This window comes from Paracoccus albicereus (assembly GCF_024359525.1).
GTDB lineage: Bacteria > Pseudomonadota > Alphaproteobacteria > Rhodobacterales > Rhodobacteraceae > Paracoccus > Paracoccus albicereus.
On record NZ_JAKZEU010000002.1, the window covers coordinates 239973 to 257869 of the forward strand.

General features: G+C 64.6%; 18 protein-coding genes and 1 tRNA gene. 7 read left to right on the top strand and 12 right to left on the bottom strand.

The features are described 5' to 3' along the window. Positions 1-9: 9 nt before the first annotated feature. The 5 genes from MLD63_RS04705 to MLD63_RS04725 all read right to left on the bottom strand — a co-directional run bounded on the left by MLD63_RS04705 (position 10) and on the right by MLD63_RS04725 (position 3575). Positions 10-294 (bottom strand): SH3 domain-containing protein, encoded by a 285-nt coding sequence (locus MLD63_RS04705; RefSeq protein ID WP_255328741.1) that lies wholly within the window; start codon positions 292-294, stop codon positions 10-12. Between the two features lie 119 nt (positions 295-413). Next, a complete protein-coding gene (locus MLD63_RS04710) occupies positions 414-1976 on the bottom strand; it encodes a tripartite tricarboxylate transporter permease (protein ID WP_255328742.1) in 1563 nt (520 codons plus the stop codon). Next, positions 1913-2362 (bottom strand): tripartite tricarboxylate transporter TctB family protein, encoded by a 450-nt coding sequence (locus MLD63_RS04715; protein WP_255328743.1) that lies wholly within the window; start codon positions 2360-2362, stop codon positions 1913-1915. Before MLD63_RS04715 ends, MLD63_RS04710 begins: the two co-directional genes overlap by 64 nt. 6 nt (positions 2363-2368) lie before the next feature. Continuing rightward, complete coding sequence (locus MLD63_RS04720; protein ID WP_255328744.1) at positions 2369-3310, bottom strand: Bug family tripartite tricarboxylate transporter substrate binding protein; 942 nt, start codon at positions 3308-3310, stop codon at positions 2369-2371. 175 nt (positions 3311-3485) lie between these two features. After that, positions 3486-3575: transfer RNA gene (locus MLD63_RS04725), tRNA-Ser, on the bottom strand. 95 nt (positions 3576-3670) lie between these two features. On the opposite strand from MLD63_RS04725, the gene MLD63_RS04730 reads away from it, so the two are divergent. After that, positions 3671-4552 (top strand): DUF2059 domain-containing protein, encoded by an 882-nt coding sequence (locus MLD63_RS04730; RefSeq protein ID WP_255328745.1) that lies wholly within the window; start codon positions 3671-3673, stop codon positions 4550-4552. Next, complete coding sequence (locus tag MLD63_RS04735) at positions 4552-5622, top strand: NUDIX domain-containing protein (RefSeq protein ID WP_255328746.1); 1071 nt, start codon at positions 4552-4554, stop codon at positions 5620-5622. Before MLD63_RS04730 ends, MLD63_RS04735 begins: the two co-directional genes overlap by 1 nt. Here the strand turns inward: MLD63_RS04735 and MLD63_RS04740 are convergent. Continuing rightward, a complete protein-coding gene (locus MLD63_RS04740) occupies positions 5613-6227 on the bottom strand; it encodes a thiamine phosphate synthase (protein ID WP_255328747.1) in 615 nt (204 codons plus the stop codon). The two genes, MLD63_RS04735 and MLD63_RS04740, sit on opposite strands and share 10 nt — an antisense overlap. Before the next feature lie 70 nt (positions 6228-6297). On the opposite strand from MLD63_RS04740, the gene MLD63_RS04745 reads away from it, so the two are divergent. The 5 genes from MLD63_RS04745 to codB all read left to right on the top strand — a co-directional run bounded on the left by MLD63_RS04745 (position 6298) and on the right by codB (position 11542). Further along, positions 6298-7026 (top strand): RNA methyltransferase, encoded by a 729-nt coding sequence (locus tag MLD63_RS04745; protein ID WP_255328748.1) that lies wholly within the window; start codon positions 6298-6300, stop codon positions 7024-7026. Positions 7027-7069: 43 nt separating this feature from the next. After that, positions 7070-8218 carry a heme A synthase gene (gene ctaA, locus MLD63_RS04750; RefSeq protein ID WP_255328749.1) on the top strand — a complete coding sequence of 383 codons (1149 nt, stop codon included), beginning with the start codon at positions 7070-7072 and terminating at the stop codon, positions 8216-8218. Beyond that, positions 8215-9687 (top strand): carboxypeptidase M32, encoded by a 1473-nt coding sequence (locus MLD63_RS04755; RefSeq protein WP_255328750.1) that lies wholly within the window; start codon positions 8215-8217, stop codon positions 9685-9687. The genes ctaA and MLD63_RS04755 overlap by 4 nt, the downstream gene beginning before the upstream one ends. Before the next feature lie 123 nt (positions 9688-9810). After that, a complete protein-coding gene (locus tag MLD63_RS04760) occupies positions 9811-10263 on the top strand; it encodes a nucleoside deaminase (protein WP_255328751.1) in 453 nt (150 codons plus the stop codon). Positions 10264-10267: 4 nt separating this feature from the next. Then, the gene (codB, locus tag MLD63_RS04765) at positions 10268-11542 is read left to right on the top strand and encodes a cytosine permease (protein WP_255328752.1); all 1275 of its coding nucleotides are present in this window, start codon (positions 10268-10270) and stop codon (positions 11540-11542) included. Positions 11543-11599: 57 nt separating this feature from the next. Here the strand turns inward: codB and preA are convergent, their stop codons facing one another. The 6 genes from preA to MLD63_RS04795 all read right to left on the bottom strand — a co-directional run bounded on the left by preA (position 11600) and on the right by MLD63_RS04795 (position 17788). After that, complete coding sequence (preA, locus tag MLD63_RS04770) at positions 11600-12898, bottom strand: NAD-dependent dihydropyrimidine dehydrogenase subunit PreA (RefSeq protein WP_255328753.1); 1299 nt, start codon at positions 12896-12898, stop codon at positions 11600-11602. Then, positions 12891-14090, bottom strand: coding sequence for a glycosyltransferase family 4 protein (locus MLD63_RS04775; RefSeq protein ID WP_255328754.1), 1200 nt, complete (start codon positions 14088-14090; stop codon positions 12891-12893). Before MLD63_RS04775 ends, preA begins: the two co-directional genes overlap by 8 nt. A gap of 9 nt (positions 14091-14099) precedes the next feature. Next, positions 14100-15437 carry an NAD(P)-dependent oxidoreductase gene (locus MLD63_RS04780; protein ID WP_255328755.1) on the bottom strand — a complete coding sequence of 446 codons (1338 nt, stop codon included), beginning with the start codon at positions 15435-15437 and terminating at the stop codon, positions 14100-14102. A gap of 103 nt (positions 15438-15540) precedes the next feature. Beyond that, positions 15541-16827 (bottom strand): sensor histidine kinase, encoded by a 1287-nt coding sequence (locus MLD63_RS04785; RefSeq protein ID WP_255328756.1) that lies wholly within the window; start codon positions 16825-16827, stop codon positions 15541-15543. Continuing rightward, positions 16827-17492 carry a response regulator transcription factor gene (locus tag MLD63_RS04790; RefSeq protein ID WP_255328757.1) on the bottom strand — a complete coding sequence of 222 codons (666 nt, stop codon included), beginning with the start codon at positions 17490-17492 and terminating at the stop codon, positions 16827-16829. Before MLD63_RS04790 ends, MLD63_RS04785 begins: the two co-directional genes overlap by 1 nt. After that, positions 17489-17788: a PepSY domain-containing protein gene (locus tag MLD63_RS04795; RefSeq protein WP_255328758.1), complete on the bottom strand. Its 300-nt coding sequence runs from the start codon at positions 17786-17788 to the stop codon at positions 17489-17491. The genes MLD63_RS04790 and MLD63_RS04795 overlap by 4 nt, the downstream gene beginning before the upstream one ends. Positions 17789-17897 lie beyond the last annotated feature (109 nt).

Genomic DNA, 17897 nt, shown 5'->3' on the forward strand with positions numbered 1-17897 from the left:
CCTGACGCGTCAGATAACGCCCAGATATTCCGCTGAGACATAGCCCGAAACCCGCGGCGAGGCGGCAAGCGTCACGCGACACCACGTCGTTCCGTTCGCAGGCGCACAGGTGCCCCGGTTCAGCCGCGTGCCGTCCGGCAGCCCCATGATGATGTCGTAGTTCAACCCGGGCCCGCTGCGAAGTTTCAAAAGGTCGTCAGGCCCTGCACCGCGGACCATCACCTGACTGTTCGGAGCGACGGTGCAACCGGCGACAAGGGCAAGAGTGGCGAGGGCGGCAAGTGTTCTGCTCATCTCATGATCTCGATGTTTATGGTTTCGGCTCACACAGACATGTGCCGCATCCTGTCGGCCACGTCGATAGGATGCGCGAGCGGTTGGCGTGAGCCACGCTTCTTGTTGCGGACAGGTGTTCAGCGTTGACCCAGGCCTTCGCGGCGTTTGCGAAGCGCTCCCCAAATGGCGGCGGTGATCAAGGCCACCGTCGCTGCAACGAACACCGCCGAAATCGGGCGGGTCAGGAAGATCATGGGATCGCCCCGGCCGATCAGCATGGCGCGGCGTAGATTGGTCTCGATCAGTGGGCCCAGGACGAAGCCCAGCAACAGCAGTGCCGGATTGAAGCGCGCAACCGCGAGAAGATAGCCTGCGGCACCGATCACCGCGACCGCCGCGATGTCGTAGCTGGAACCCCGCACCGAATAGACGCCGAGGCAGACGAAGACCACGATGGCGGGATACAGCCAGCGGAAGGGGATGCGCAGCATCGACACCCAGATCCCGATCAGCGGCAGATTCAGCACCAGCAGGATCAAGTTGCCGATACCAAAGCTGACGACGAGCCCCCAGAACATGTCGGGGCGCGCATCCAGCATCAGCGGTCCAGGCTGGATCCCGTGAATGACCAGCGCGCCCAGCATCAGCGCCATGATCGGATCGCCCGGAATGCCCAGCGTCAATGTCGGCACGAAAGCCGAGATCGCTGCAGAATTGTTGGCGGCCTCGGGCCCCGCAACGCCCTCGATCGCACCCTCGCCGAAGCGCTCCGGTCGACGCGAGACCCGGCGTTCAAGCGCGTAGGAGAGAAATGAAGAGATGGTCGAGCCTGTACCGGGCAGTGCGCCGAATAACGCACCGAGCGCGCCGCCCCGTACGATCGGGCCGGGCAATCTGCGCAGGTCGTCGCGGGTAGGCAGCAGTTGGCGCAGGCTGACATGGGGCGGGCTTCCTTCGCGTTCGGCAGCGCGGACGTTTCCTATGATTTCGGCCACGCCGAAAAGACCCATCGCCAGCGCAACGAGGTTGATCCCGTCCAGCAGTTCGGTCTGACCGAAGGTCAGGCGCTGCACACCGCTGTTCACATCTGTCCCGACGCATCCAAGGATCAGTCCCAGCACCACCATCGCGAACGCTTTGACCGGGCTCTTCGATCCGATGGTCGAGGCGGCCACCAGCCCCAGCACCATCATTGCGGCATAATCGGCAGCACCAAAGCTGGTCGCCGCGTTCGACAACCACCCGGCCAGTCCGATCAACACCGCGATGCCGATCATGGAACCCAGAAACGATGAGATCATCGAGGCGAAAAGTGCGACCCCTGCACGTCCCTGCCGCGCCATCGGATAACCGTCGAGCGTGGTGACCGCGGATTGCGGGGTGCCGGGCAGACGCAGCAGGATGGACGCCACCGCGCCGCCATACTGCGCGCCGTAATAGACGCCACCAAGCATGATCAACGCAGCTTCGGGGCTGATATAGTAGGTAATCGGCAGCAGCAAAGAGATCGCTGCCATCGCGCCGATGCCCGGCAGCACACCTATGAAAGTCCCGAGAACCACGCCCAGGACGCAGTAGATCAAGACATCGGGGCGCATAGCCACCGAAAATCCATGCATGAGGCCGTCGAAGGCGGTCACCCCGGAAACTCCGGCCAGACTGGCATGGTCATGCGCAGGCCGTGCTTGAAGACCAGCCATGTCAGTGCTGTCACGGCCACGGCAAGCACGCACCGCCAGATCCAGCCTGGACGCGGCGCGGGAAGGCTGGCAAGAACCACGGCGATCGCGGTTGCGACAACGATTCCCAGCGTCTGAAGTCCGAAACCGAAGACCGCGATGGCGGCGAGGATCGCGAGCATCTCGGGCAAAGCCAGAGGGCGCGCCGTCCCGCTACGACGCCACGCAGGCAGGGCGATCGCCAGTCCAAGGACCGCCAGAATTCCGCCGAGCGTGACGGGAAAGAAGCCCGGTCCCATCTGGCGAAGGCTGCCGATATCGTAATGGAGCTGCGAGTAGATCGATACGAACAGACCTGTGGCGACCATCGCGACGCCACCAAGCAGATCGTGCCAGTCACGCCGCATGCTGATCTACTGAGCTTCGACCCGGTCGATCACCGCACCCCATGTTTCGGTATCGTCGCTGATCCGCTGCGACAGATCGTCGGCCGAACCACCCTGCGCCTGCCAGCCCATGGTCAGCATCTGCTCCTGGACAGCCGGGTCCTTCAGAATCTCATTCACCTCTGCGTTCAAACGCTCGATGATCGCGGGGTCGGTCCCGGCGGGCGCGATGAAGGCATTCCACAACTCGGCGCGGAAATCATCGGGAATGTCGGCTTGTCCGGCGATCACGGGCACGTCGGGAACCTGTGCGAAGGGTTCGGACGACGTGATGCCTAGCATCTTCATCTTGCCCGCTTCGACCTGAGGAAGCGCTGCCGAGGGCGCCATGAAGCCCGCATCGATCTCGCCACCGATGATCGACGTGGTCACTTCGGCATAGCTCGCGAAGGGGACGTGCAGCATCTGGATGCCGGCGGCATCCGCGAAAAGCTCTGCCGTCAGATGCGCGCCCGAACCTTGTCCGACCGAGCCGTAGGCGATTGCATCAGGTTCGGCCTTGGCTGCATCGATAAATCCCGCGACGTCGCCGGGCGCAGCATCGGCGGCCATCGCCAGCACCAGCGGCGACGTCGCGATCAGCGTCACCGGGGCGATATCCGCTGCGACGTCATAGCCGACATCCGCCGTCAGCCGCGGCGAGGTCGTGAGCGGGCCATTGATCGTGGTGCCGAAGGCGTAGTTTTCCTTACCCGCCAGCATCTGCTGGACGCCGATCACGCCACCCGCGCCGGGCTTGTTTTCAACCACGACAGGCTGGCCCAGTTTCTCTGCCAGCGGTTCGGTGATGAGACGCGCCAGCACATCCGGGGACGATCCGGCAGGGAAGCCAACGTAGACATGAACCGGCTCTGTCGGCCATGCGTCCTGCGCCTGGGCCATCCCGGCGCCGGAGAGTACGAGGCTCATGGCCAAAGCGGTCCTGCTGTCGAAATGCTTCATCTTGCCCTTCTCAAAAACAACGCGGACGAGTGTTGCGCTGGCGCTGAAGCGAGGTCAACCCGAAGGCGGGCGGTAAACGTCCGGAAGCGGCGGCGCAGGCTGTGCTCTGATCGCCAAGAACCGGGATGACAGGGAATGTGAGTGGCGGAGAGGGTGGGATTCGAACCCACGGAACCCTTGCAGGCTCAACGGTTTTCGAGACCGCCCCGTTCGACCACTCCGGCACCTCTCCGCGCTTTCGGGTGGTGAGGCGGGGATGTATCGGGGCGGGGGTTGATGCGCAAGGGGGTAGCTGCGAAAAAGGCGGCAGTGAGGAAAGGACCCATCATGCTGCGACACTGTCTTCTGGCGGGTGCGGTCCTTGCCGTGTCCCTTCCGACATTGCCGGCCTTCGCACAGTCGGACGTTCAGGCGCGGACGACCGCCACCCAATCCAGTGCGGAAGCGGTCGTCGACCGGATGTGGCAGGTCCTGCGACTTGATGAAATGATGCCGATCCTGCGCGACGAAGCGCTGGTTCAGGCAGACGAGATGGCCGCCACGATGTTCGAGCGCGGCGGCCTGGGTGGCTGGAACGAGGCGATCGGCCGCATCCACCGTCCCGAACGTCTCAGCGCGCTGCTGCGGGATGCCATGTTGCGCGGTCTGGAGGGACGCGATCCGTCCGAGATCGCCGGTGCGCTCGGCTTCTACGAAAGCCCGCTTGGACAACGCTTCGTCGCGCTTGAAACTTCCGCCCGCTTGGCTTTGCTGGAAGACGGCGCCGAGGATGACGCAAAGGCGGCACTCGCACGTGCGGTTGCCCGCGATGCGCCGCGGATGGCGCAGATCCGCCGTCTTCTTGACGAGGCCGATCTGGTCGAACCGAACGTGGCTGGCGCGCTGAACGCGGCCTACGCCTTTTCGCGCGGATTTTCCGATGGTGGCGGCTATCCGATGCCGATGAGCGATGCGCAATTGCTGGAAGATGTGATCGCGCAGGAACCGTCGATGCGCGCCGACACGATCGAATGGCTGAGCGCGTATCTTCTTTTTGCCTACTCGCCGCTCTCCGACGAAGAGCTTGATCGCTATATCGAATGGGCATCCTCGGACGAGGGTCAGACCCTCTCGGCGCTGATGTTCTCGGCCTTCGATACGATGTTCGTCGAGGCCGCTCGTGACATGGGCCTCGCCGCAGCGCTGCAATTGGAGGGGCGGTCCCTCTGATGTCCGAAGTGCTGCTGGTCGGTCCGCCGGCGCATCCTGCGCTGGCCGAGGCTCTTGGTGTCGTCGGGCGACCCGAAACGATCCCGGCGACGCTGACTGGTGGGCTGCAGGCGGGCATTCAGCGTCACAACTGGCCGGTCCTTCACCACGACGACGGGGCGATGACCGAGGCGGTCCGGGCGCCGATGACGCCAACCCTCAACCGATACGCGTCGGTGATGGGACTTACGCCGATTGACTGGCGCGGTGACCGCATCCTGGGCGCCCTGGCGCATGGGCCGGGCGGCGTCGCATGGGATCGCCACCGCTGGCGTGCGCCACTGGCCGCCGGGATCGCGGGGGCCATCGCAGCGCTTCCCGCGGACCGCGACATCGCCGCCATCGCCGCGCGGCTGCCGCAGATCGCGGTCTGGGCGGATTCGCGTCTACGCGCCTCGCGAGAGACGAGACCCTTGATGCCGGCGCCGCGCGATGACGACGCGTGGCATCTGTCACAGGGCAGCCAGCCCTACGCCGACTTCTTCGCGGTCGAGGAATGGACCGTGTCGCATCTTCGCCATGACGGTGGCCAGTCACCCCAGATGCGGCGCGCTGCGATGATCCTTGGCGATGCCGCGGTCGTCCTTCCCTGGGACCCGGTGCGCGACAGGGTTCTGGTCATCGAGCAATTCCGCGTTGTGCCTGCGCTGCGCGACGACCCCCAGCCATGGCTGATCGAGCCCATCGCAGGGCGCATCGACGCGGGTGAGACGCCCGAAATTGCGGCCCGCCGCGAGGCGATGGAAGAGGCGGGTCTTCGGCTTGGATCGCTGATCCCGGCAATGGGCATCTACCCCAGCCCCGGCGCACTGGCCGAATACCTGTATTTGTTCGTAGCGCCTGTGGATCTTCCCGACGACGTCATCGGGATCCACGGGCTGGCAAGCGAGGCCGAAGACATTCGCAGCCATCTTCTGGACCGGTCCGAATTGACGCGGATGGCGCTGGCCGGCGAAGTACCGAATGGACCGCTGGCAACGCTGGCCCTGTGGCTGGAGGTCAGGGCGGCGGAATTGCGCGCTCAGGCCTGACCTGCTTCCCAAAGCGTGTCGAGCGCCGCGACAGGATCGTCGGCGGCCCAGATCTCCGCCCCGATGGCGATGAAATCGCAGAGCGGCGCAAGGTCTGCCATCCGGTCCGCGTCCAGCGCACCTTCGGCGACGACCGGAACCTCGATCGTCTCTGACCACCATTGGAACAGGTCCAGCTCGGGGCGCTGACCGTGGCCAAGCGCGCTGTCGCCCACCGGACCGAAGCTGACGTAATCCGCACCGGCCTCGCCCGCATTCATGCCGTCGTGACGCGACCCGCCGCAGAAGGCACCGACGATCGCGTCGGCCCCCAGTTCCTTGCGGGCATAGCGCACGCTGCGTGCGCCGTCGGTCAGATGCACCCCGTCCAGGCCATGACGGCGGGCAAGTTCGATATGATCGTCGATCACGACCGCGATGTCGCGGGCATGGGCGATCTCGCGCACCAGATCGGCGATGCGGCCGAGATCCTGTTCATCACCACCACCCGGGATGCGCAGGCAGGCGGGCGCATGTGCGTCCAGAACCGGGGTCAGCCGGGGTTCGAGTTCGGAGACGGGCAGAGCCGTGGGCAGGATCAGATAGAGCTGCGGAGCGTCAGACATCGGGTGTTCCTCTTTGTCAGCGGGATAGCGCAGCTTGCCGCCCGCTGCCAGAGCCGCTAAGGCGCGGCGCATGGATCAGCCCGCACCCCCCGTGGTCATTCTGGTGCGCCCGCAGATGGGCGAGAACATCGGCGCTGCCGCGCGCGCAATGCTGAATTTCGGCCTGACCGAGATGCGCCTGGTCGCACCGCGCGACGGCTGGCCGAACCCGAAGGCCGTTGCGATGGCATCGGGCGCGGCCGGTCAGGTTCTTGATCGCGCTCGCGTCTTTCCGACGCTGGCAGAAGCGATGGCCGGGATCGAGTTCGCCTATGCGACGACGGCGCGCGGGCGCGAGCTGACGAAACCCGTGGTCACCCCCGCCGAGGCCGCTGCGGCATCCCGCGACCGGGAGGGGCGCACGGCGATCATCTTCGGCCCCGAACGCGCGGGGCTGGAAAACGACGACGTCGCGCGGGCCAATGCGATCGTGACGGTCCCGGTCAACCCCGATTTTCCGTCGCTGAACCTGGCCCAGGCGGTGCTGCTGATGGGCTATGAATGGGGTCGCGACAGCCTGCCGCGCGAACCCGCCCCGCATGGCCGCCGTCCGAAGGGCGAGGTGATGGCCGATCGGGTGGAGCTGGAACGTCTTGGCGATCACTGGGAAGAGAAGCTGGTCGATGCCGGTTTCTTCTTCCCCCCCGACAAGGCGCCCGTGATGAAGCTGAACCTGCGCAATCTGTGGTCGCGGATGCCGCTGACCCGGTCCGATGTCCAGATCCTGCACGGCATCCTGCGCCAATTGACCCGCCGATAGGGGGGCCGTAGGCTCCGCCCCGCGAAACGAAGGACACCATCCCATGGCCAAGCGCCCGGTTTTCGAGGACGTCTCCGATCCTGCCGCAACAACGCGCCCGGTCACGTCGACCGGCATCATCGACGCCGCGCCCAAAGGGGCGCGTCGGGCGATCAAGGTATGGCTGATCGTCCTGTTCGTGATGGTCGCTTCGATGATCGCCCTTGGCGGCGCGACCCGGCTGACCGGGTCGGGGCTGTCGATCACCGAATGGGCTCCCGTCACCGGCGCGCTGCCGCCGATGGATCAGGCTGCGTGGGAGGCGGAATTCGAAGCCTATCAGCAGATCCCGCAATTCAGCGAGGTCAACCCGGACATGGATCTCGCCGGGTTCAAGCGCATCTATTGGTGGGAATGGGCGCATCGTCTGCTGGGTCGCGCGGTCGGGCTGGTCTGGGCCGTGGGCTTCGTTGTCTTCGCCGCGACCAAGCGCATCCCCGCAGGTTGGACGCCCCGGCTGCTGACGCTGGGCGGGCTTGGCGCGCTGCAGGGCGCGATCGGCTGGTGGATGGTCCATTCCGGCCTGCAGGAGGGAATGGTCCGGGTCGCGTCCTACAGGCTTGCGACGCATCTGGGGCTGGCCTTTTTCATCCTCGGGCTGATCGCGTGGTACGTGCTGCTGCTGGGTCGCAGCGAGGCTGATCTGATGCGGGCGCGCAGGGCAGGGGAGGCGAAGCTGTTTTCCATGTCCACCGGCTTGATGCATCTGGCCTTCGTCCAGATCCTGATCGGCGCATTGGTCGCGGGGATCGATGCCGGGCGCCAATATACCGGCTGGCCCACGATGGGCGGCGAGTGGATCCCAGAAGCGATCTGGGACCCGACGCTCGGCTGGCGCAATCTCTTCGAGAACCCGGCGCTGGTGCAATTCGTCCACCGGATGGTCGCGTATTTGCTGGCGATCTTCGCGGTCGTCGTCTGGCTGCGCGCCCGCCGTTCACCCCATCCGGTCACGCGTGGTGCCTTCACCGCGATGATCGCGATGGTCGTGGTGCAGGTCGCCTTGGGCATCTTCACCATCATCCACGGAGCACCGCTTGGCCTGGCGCTGATCCACCAGCTGGGCGCGGTTGCGTTGTTCGTGCTCATCATCCGCGCCCGCCACCATGCCCGATATCCTCATGAGACCTCGATCCGCGGAGTTGTGCGATGAGCGCCTATGACGATCTGATGGCCTTCCAGCGCGAGACCGAGGCGCTGTCCTCGGTCGCCGAACGTCTGGGCTGGGACCAGGAAACGGTGATGCCGCGCGGTGCCGTCGAGCAGCGGGCCGAGGAACTGGGCGCGATGGAAACCGTGCTGCATGATCGCCGCACGGATCCCCGCATCGGTGAATGGCTGGATGCAGCCAAACCGCAGACCGAGGTTGAACAGCGTGCGGTCGAGCTGATCGCGCGCGACTACGACCGCGCCAGCCGCGTTCCTTCCAAGCTGGCGTCGGAACTGGCGCGGCAGACCTCGCTGGCCCAGGGCATCTGGGCAGAGGCACGGCTGAACGACACGCCGGAGACATTCCTTCCCACGCTCGATGCGATCCTCATGCTGAAGCGCGAGGAGGCCGCGCATCTGTCAGGTGGCGGCGATCCCTACGACGCGCTGCTCGACCTGTTCGAGCCGGGTGCGAAGGCTGCGGAACTCGCCGCGCTTTTCGACGCCATGCGCCCGCGTCTGGTCGACCTGCGCGAGGCGATCCTGGGCGCCGAGAACCAGCCGCCGGCACTGCAGGGGACCTATCCGCACGACACGCAGATCCGGCTGGCGCGAGACTGTGCCACGGCCTTCGGCTATGACTGGGCGCGGGGACGCATGGACATCGCCGTGCATCCCTTCAGTTCGGGCCGCTGGCAGGATAGCCGCATAACCACGCGCGTCGTTGAGACCGACCCGTTCAACTGCATCTATTCCACCATCCACGAGACAGGCCATTCCGGCTATGAACAGGGCATCGACGAGGATTACGCTTTCACACCGTTGGGCCGGGGCGTGTCGATGGGCGTCCACGAAAGCCAGAGCCGCATCTACGAGAACCAGCTTGGCCGAGGTCGGGCCTTCACCGGCTGGCTGTTTCAGCGCATGGGCGAGGCGTTCGACGATCTGGGCGTCGCCGATGCAGACGCGTTCTATCGGATCGTGAACCGGGTCACGCCGGGTTACATCCGCACGGAATCCGATGAGGTGCAGTACAATCTTCACGTCATGTTGCGGTTCGATCTGGAACGCGATCTTGTGGCCGGCAAGCTGTCGGTGGAAGACCTCCCAGAGGCGTGGAACGCGCGCTTCCTGAAGGATTTCGGCGTTGCGGTTGATCGGCCTGCGAACGGCGTCCTTCAAGACGTTCATTGGGCGGTGGGGCTTTTCGGATATTTCCCGACCTACGCGCTTGGCAATGTCTATGCCGGCTGTCTTAACCGCGCGCTACGCGACGCTCTGCCGGATCTCGACGGGGCGCTGGCCCGGGGTGATGCATCGCCGGCGACGGAATGGCTGCGCGAGAACCTGCAGCGCCACGGCGGACTGATGGAGCCGCGCGCGCTGATCGAGCAGGCGAGCGGTGGCGAGGTTTCCCCCGAGCCGCTGCTCGATTATCTGGAAGAGAAGTTCGGCCGCATCTACGGGCTGTAGTTGGACGCTGTTGCCCGAAAAGCGTCCAACCGCGAATGCATGAGTGTGCTGCGACAGCCTTCCTTGTCGTCGGGGCATGAGCGGGCCTAACCTTCGCGAAACAGACGCGAGCGAGGGCGACTCATGACCGAAGACGACAGCCGTTTCATGGCGATGGCATTGGAAGAGGCGGAAAAGAGCCTGGCTGACGGCGGATTGCCCATTGGCGCGGTTCTGGTCCGCGGCGGAGAGGTCGTGGCCTCGGGCCACAATCAGCGTGTCCAGGAGGGTGATCCGATCGCGCATGGCGAGATGGACTGCCTGCGCAAGGCCGGGCGGCAGAAAACCTACCGTGACACGACGCTGTATACGACACTCAGCCCCTGCATGATGTGTTCGGGCACGATCCTGCAGTTCGGGATTCCCCGCGTGGTCGTCGGCGAGGCCGAGAATTTCGTCGGTGACATTCCGTTTCTGGAATCGCGCGGCGTGTCGGTGACGCTAATGGATGATGCGGGCTGCAAGGACGTGATGCACCGTTTCCTCGCGCAGCCCGGCGGACAGGCGCTGTGGCACGAAGACATCATGGAGGATTGAGGGGATGGATCGGAAGGATCAGGACTACCCTTTGTCCGAAGTGCCGATGAGCGCGCGGAAAAGCCTGCGCTCGCTGTCGATGGTTCTGCTTGGCTTCACCTTCTTCACCGCGACGATGTTCGCGGGCGGCAGGATCGGGGCTGCGTTTCCGATGTGGCCGGACCTGATCCTGATCATCGTGATCGGCAATCTGCTGTTGGGCGCCTACGTCGCGGCCATCGGCGCGATCGGGGCGCGCACCGGGTTGAACACCGCGCTGTTGTCACGCTTCGGGTTCGGACGCGTGGGCGCGCGGTTGCCCGACATCATCCTGGGCTTCACCCAGATCGGATGGTACGGCTGGGGCACGGCGACGATGGCGGTCGTGCTGCTGCGCCTGATCGGGGTCGATCCCGACGCCAATGCCGGCCTTGCCTACGCTTTGATGATCGTGTTCGGCCTTGCCTTCTGCTGGACCGCCTATATCGGCTATCGGGGGCTGGAGATCCTGTCGCTGATCTCGGTGCCGCTGATGGTTCTTCTGCTGATCGTGTCGCTGTCGATCGCGTGGGGTGACGCTGGCGGCTGGTCGGGCCTGACCGGTTTGCAGCCGACCGAGGCTCTGGGGATCGGGACCGCAATCACCATGGTTTTCGGCACGTTCGTTTCGGGCGGGACCCAGGCAACGAACTGGACCCGCTTCGCGGCCACGCCGCGTCAGGCCATCTGGGCTTCGCTCGGCGCATTTTTCATCGGGAACGGGCTGATGGTCGCGACCGGTGCCATCGGTGCTTTGGTCTATCAGCAGCCCGATGTGGTCGATGTGCTGGTAGCGCAGGGGCTAACCGTGCTGGGTATCGCGATGCTGTTTCTGAACCTGTGGACCACGCAGGACAACACGATCTACAACTTCTCGGCCGTCGGCTGCACGGGCTTCGCGACAGAGAACCGCAAGCTGGTCACGATCATCGGGGCGGTGATCGGCACCGGACTGGCGTTGATGCGGATCGATCTGTACCTGATCCCGTTCCTGCTGCTGCTCGGCACGTTCATCCCTCCGATCGGCGGCGTCATCATGGCCGATTACTGGCTGCGTCATCGGGGGCAGTACCCAAAGATCGCCGAAGCGGCACTGCCCGCCTTCAATGTCGCGGGGATCTTAGCCTACGCGCTCGGCTGCCTGGTCGCCTATGTGACGCCGGGCATTCCGCCGCTGAACGGGATCATCGCGGCCATCGTGGTTTATGCCGTCGCGGTCCGGTTGATGCCTGCAGCGCGTCCCGGCATTGGCGCAGCCTGAGACGCAGCAGGTCGCGGCCTTTTCGCCCGGCTGTGTCGTAGCTTTAGGAAAGGCGGCCTATTCGGCCGCCTTGGCCATCGGGTTGTTCGGGTGCGTCGTCCAGTTGGCATAATCGCTGCGCCGCAGCCCCGTGCGCTTGTCCAACTCGCCCGGTGCCAGTTCGCGCATGGTGATGCAATTCTCGACCGGGCAGACATCGAGGCAGAGGTTGCAGGCGACGCATTCTTCCTCGATCACCTCGAAGACGCGCCCGGGCTTCATCGCGATCGCCTGGTGGCTGGTGTCCTCGCAGGCGGCATAGCAGCGACCGCATTTGATGCACAGATCCTGGTCGATCACCGCCTTGGTGACGTAGTTCAGGTTCAACTGGTTCCAGTCGGTGACGTTCGGAACCGCACGGCCGATCAGGTCCGACAACGCCATGTCGTGGCTGTCGAGGTAGTCATGCAACCCGGTGATCATTTCCTGAACGACCTTGAAGCCGTAGGTCATCGCCGCCGTGCAGACCTGCACGTTGCCTGCGCCGAGCGCCATGAATTCAGCCGCGTCGCGCCACGTCGTCACACCCCCGATGCCGCTGATCGGTAAGCCGCGGGTTTCCACAGACCGCGCGATCTCGGCCACCATGTTCAGCGCGATCGGCTTGACCGCCGGGCCGCAATAGCCGCCATGCGCGCCCTTGCCATCAATCGTGGGCTCCGGTGCAAACAGGTCCAGATCGACCGAGGTGATGGAGTTGATCGTGTTGATCAGGCTGACCGCGTCGGCGCCACCGCGCTTGGCCGCCTCGGCCGGCTTTCTCACGTCGGTGATGTTGGGTGTCAGCTTCACGATGCAGGGCATGCGCGAATACTGCTTTACCCATCGCGTGACCATCTCGATATATTCGGGGACCTGACCGACCGCGCTGCCCATGCCGCGTTCCGACATGCCGTGGGGGCAGCCGAAGTTCAGCTCGACCCCGTCGGCACCGGTATCCTCGATCTGCTTGAGGATCGTGCGCCAGCTGTCTTCGTCGCACGGCACCATCAGGCTGATGACCAGCGCCCGATCGGGATAGTCGCGCTTGACCGCTTTGATCTCGCGCAGGTTCACCTCCAACGGACGGTCGGTGATCAACTCGATGTTGTTGATCCCCAGCACGCGACGATCCGCGCCGTGAATGACGCCGTAGCGCGGTCCGTTGACGTTCACGACCGGCGGACCCTCGGCGCCGAGCGTCTTCCAGACGACGCCGCCCCAGCCGGCCTGGAACGCGCGACGGACGTTGTATTCCTTGTCCGTCGGCGGCGCCGAGGCCAGCCAGAACGGGTTCGGGGATTTGATCCCGACGAAGTTGCTGGAAAGATCAGCCATGGTTGCCTCGCCCTCGAGTGGTGGTCGTTGCCTGCTTCGTTTCGTATGCACCTAGCGAACACGATTTGACCCAATCGGTTGTGTTCTCGGGGTCGTCGAGAAAGCGGTCGATCAAGGTCAATCGCTCTATCCCGAACTCCAACTCTTGCGCTTTCCGGATGCCGGCTTTTGAAATTGCAGCGTAACGGGACGGATCGGTCATGAGGCGATCGATTGCGCGCGCCAAATCGGCGGGCTGTGCAGCCCTGAAGATTTCGCACCCACCATCACTCAGGCGGTCAGCATAAGCGGGGTGGTCCGAAACAACGACAGGTGTACCTGATGACAGGCCTTCAAGAAGGACGTTGGGAAGACCCTCGGCATAATTGTGGCGTGACGGAACGACGACAAGATCGTGAGCGGCCATCGCAGCGCGAACCTCTCGATTCGGTCTCGACCCAAGAAATGTCACCCTGCCGCTGAGTCCGCGCTCTGATGCGGCTTGTCGCCAGCGCTGCACATCGCCGCCGCCAAAAAGATTCAGCCGAACTTCGTGATCCTTGAGTAATGCGATAGCATCGAGAAGGTCGCCTACGCCCTTCGCCTCTGAAAGAGTGCCTGCGTAGCAAATCCGCACTGGCGTGCCGGCGACGTTTGATTTCGGCGCCTCTGAGGTGGGGACCGGAACATGGTCCCATGGGATGATCATGTCCGACGGCAACCCGAGCTCGTCACGCATGGAGCGCGATGCATTTAGATTGTGGTTGCAATAACAGCGGGCGGGGCTGCTGCGCAGCACATGCGAAAGACGACGGTGACGCAAGCGTTGCCGCAATCCACCCTTTCCGAAATGGTCGGCAAACAAGGGTAAGAGCGCCGCACCAGTAACACGCGCAGCAACGAGAAAGCTGCGAATGGGACTGCACAGGATCAAGTGTGTAACCTGGAATTCTTTTAATAAATTAATCGCTAACGTTTTTGGGATTTTGTGTCCCGCGGATTTGATAGCAGTTAGATTGGGGCCAAGCAGCGTTCTTTCACTTGAGCCTGAAATGGACAGGACTGTAACACGCGCTTTTTCTGCCAGTTTGATCGTATGCAGTACCGATAGCTTTTGATCGCGGAATGTCTCTTCCCCGCCTCGTTCAAATCTTTCGTATGCCTCGGCGAAATCGCCGTACTGAACGTAGAGGATGCTCGGTATCGCGCGCACTAATTCGCCTCAGTTTTTGGCATCAAGACGACGGTGAATATCCTCCGCCGCGTCGCGCCCCTGGGCCACAGCCGTTACTGTCAGATCGTCGCCCCCTGTGGCGCAGTCGCCCCCCGCCCAGACTCCGTCGAGTGACGTACGTCCTGCGTCGGACACCGCGATCTTCCCGCCGTCCAGAGCGATATCTTCGGGCGCGCCATCCAGCCGCTGGCCGATGGCGCGAAAGACCTGATCGGCCTTCAGCCGGAACCTCTCGCCCGTCGGCGTCAGGCCATGGGGGCCGTCGGTAAGATAGGCGAACTCGATCTCGGCCACGGCGCCGTTGCCGTGAACCGCGACCGGTGCCGCGTTATGGATGATCCGCACGCCCGAGGATGTCGCATGGGCCTGCTCGTGCAGACTTGCCCCCATCCGATCCTGACCGCGGCGATAGACGATCGTCACGGTCTCCGCCCCCAGCAGGCGCGCTTGCACGGCCGCGTCGACTGCCGTCATCCCGCCGCCGATCACGACGACATCGCGGCCGATGGGCAACGTGGACAAGTCAGTCGACTGACGGAGATCGCGGATGAAGGATACGGCGTCGGTGACGTGGTCGCGATCCTCGCCCGCGGCACGCAATGCGTTGACGCCGCCAAGACCCATCCCCAGGAAGACCGCGTCAAATTTCCCGCGCAACGCATCCAGCGTGATCTGCTGGCCCAGCCTCTGACCCTCGCGCAGCTCGATGCCGCCGATGCCCATCAACCAGTCCACCTCGGCCTGCGCGAAGCCGTCGACCGTCTTGTAGCTTGCGATACCGTATTCGTTCAAACCGCCGGGCTTCTCGCGCGCCTCGAAAATCACCACGTCGTGGCCCTTGGCGGCGAGGCGGTGGGCCGCCGACAATCCCGCCGGACCTGCGCCAACCACGGCGACACGATTGCCGGTCGGTGCACCGCGCTTGAACGGGTGGGGCGCGTCCAGCATCCCGTCGGTCGCATAACGTTGCAGCGCGCCGATCTCGACCGGCTTGCCCTCGGCATCCATCCGGACGCAGGCGCCTTCGCAGAGGTTTTCGGTCGGACAGACGCGCGCGCACATGCCGCCTAATATGTTCGCGTGAAAGATCGTCATCGCAGCCGCGTCGGGCGTGCCGGTCGCGATCTGGCGGATGAACAGCGGGATGTCGATCGCGGTCGGGCAGGCGGTGATGCAGGGGGCATCGTGGCAGAAATAGCAGCGATCGGCAGCGACCCGCGCTTCGTGCGGATCAAGCGGTGGGGCGACATCCGCGAAGTTGCGGACATAGTCTTCGGGGGTCAGGCGTCCGGGCACGACGCCCGGGGTCAGCTTAGCTTGGATCATCGCATGTCCCTGGCTTGGCAACCTTCATCATCACGCTGCCACACCTCAAAATTTTTATCAAATGGTTCAAGACTGGCGCGCAGCAGTCAATCATGCCTGCCCGTCAGCCGGGCAGCCGCAGCACCGCCGACAACCCTCCGAGGTCCGACCGGTCCAATCGAAGCGCGCCACCGTTCAAGGCGGCGAGATCAGAGACGATGGCGAGGCCAAGTCCGGTGCCAGGCGGACCCTGTTCATCCAGACGCGCACCGCGCACGACGGCGCGCGCGGCATCGGTGGACTCCATGCCCGGGCCGTCATCCTCGATCACGATCTCGGTGCCGGGGCGAACGCTGATCCGCAAACGGGACCGTCCCCATTTGACCGCGTTCTCGGCGAGATTGCCGATCATCTCTTCCAGATCCTGCCGCTCTCCTGCAAATCGGGCGGAGCTGGGGCAGATGACTTCGGGCACGATTGCCTTTTCCTCCATCGGACGGCGAAGGACCATCAGGATGTCGTCTATCACCGAACCGACAGGCGTCGATTGTCCCAGCACATGCGCCTGCGCGCTGCGCGCCCGCTTCAGGTGCCAGGCGATCAGGCGGTCCATTCGCGCGATCAGGGCCTGACCGGCGTGATCCGAGGGCAGGTCGTTCGCGAGCGCCGCGAGCGGCGTTTTCAGCGAATGGGCAAGGTTTCCCAGATGCTGACGGGATCGGGCCAACAGATCCGCGTTCTGGTCCAACGCGCCATTGATCTCGGTCACCAGCGGATCAAGCTCGCTGACACCGGGGCGGGGCAGGCGCGGCATTTCGCCCGCTCGCACGCGGCGCAGATCGTCGCCCAAACGGCGCGTGCTGCCAAGGCCCGCGCCGACCTGAACGACGACCGCGATGGCAAGGCCGATTCCCAGCACCGCGAGCGAAATCGCGAGAGGCCGGCGAACCTGGGCTAGACTGCCCAGCACCTCGCGCGCGGGTGCCGTTACCAGAAATGAAAGATCGTCGTTGACGCCAGGAACCGTGAACCGTCCCGCCAGCACCCGCAGCGGTTCGCCCTGGGGTCCACGCCCGCGGCCACGTCGCAGCTCGCGTGGCGGCGCGCTGAGGGCCGCGTCGAAAAGCGACGGAGACTTGGCGATCGTCTCGCCATCCAGCCGCAACTGCCAGTACCAACCGGACAAGGGCAATGTGAACCGCGGGTCGGTCGGTGCAGTGTCCAGTTCCACCTCGCCATCGTCGACCTCGATTCCTGCAATCAGCGTGTCGGCCACCGCGCGCAGCTCGGCGTCGTATCGTTCAGACACGAACCGGTCCAGAACCGCCCCGATGGCGAGGAAGGCGGCCAGCAGCGCAGCCGTGATCCAGATCGCGGCCAGCACCAGCATGCGGCCCCTGATCGAACGCATCATCGTGGTGCCGAGCGCAAAAGGTAGCCTTCGCCGCGTCGCGTTTCGATCACCCCGTCGCCGACCTTGCGGCGCAGCCGGCCGATCACAACCTCGATCGACTTGAAATCGCGGTCGCTGTCGGCCTCGTAAAGATGCTCAGACAGTTCGGTCCGGCTCACGATCCGATCCTGGTGGTGGATCAGGTAGGTCAGGATCCGTGTCTCGAAGGCTGTCAACTTCAAGGGGGTGCCGTCGCGGGTAATGACCCCCAGTTGCGCGTCCAGCAGCAGCTTGCCCGCGCGGATCACGGGTCTGGCATGGCCGGCCGCACGCCGGATCAGGGTCTGCGCACGCAGCACCACTTCGTCCAGACGGAAGGGCTTCACCGCGTAATCGTCGGCGCCGGCGCGAAAGCCCGCGACCTTGTCGGTCCAGTCGCCGCGCGCGGTCAGGATCAGCACGGGCATTGCAATCCCCTGATCGCGCCACCGCGTCAGCACGTCGATTCCCGGAAGGCCGGGCAGCCCGAGATCGAGGATGGCCACATCATAGGTTTCGGTTGCGCCCAGATACTCGCCTGCCTCACCATCAGGGGCGGTATCGGTGACGAACCCCGCATCCTGCATCGCTGAAGCAAGCTGAGCGGCCAGGGTCTGGTCATCCTCGACGATCAGCGCCCTCATCGTTTCAGCGCCTCGATCTGGCCGGTGCCCGCGACCTCGAGAAAGCGGCCGCTGCGGGCGTCGATGCGGATCACCAGCAGGTTCTGAGCGGGCGTCAGCAGGCGAAGCTCTTCGACCAGAACCGCGCCCAGGCCGCGCTCGTGCGGGTTAGCCAGGGTCAGCCGCGCACCGATGAGCCGCCCGTGATAGCGTTCGGTCGCGATCCGCGCAGCCTCGTGCAAGGGTAACGGGCGGAAATCGTCTGCCGATGCCGGTCCGGCGGTGGCGATCAAAAGGGCAAGAAGGGCGGCGCGCATCAGGTCTTGTGACAGGACAAAGGTAAACGGAACCCAAACGGATCGTTGGCCTCCGGTTCGATCTCGTTTGGCTAGAAGCGATTCGTCAACCGGAGGCATCGGGCCGCCG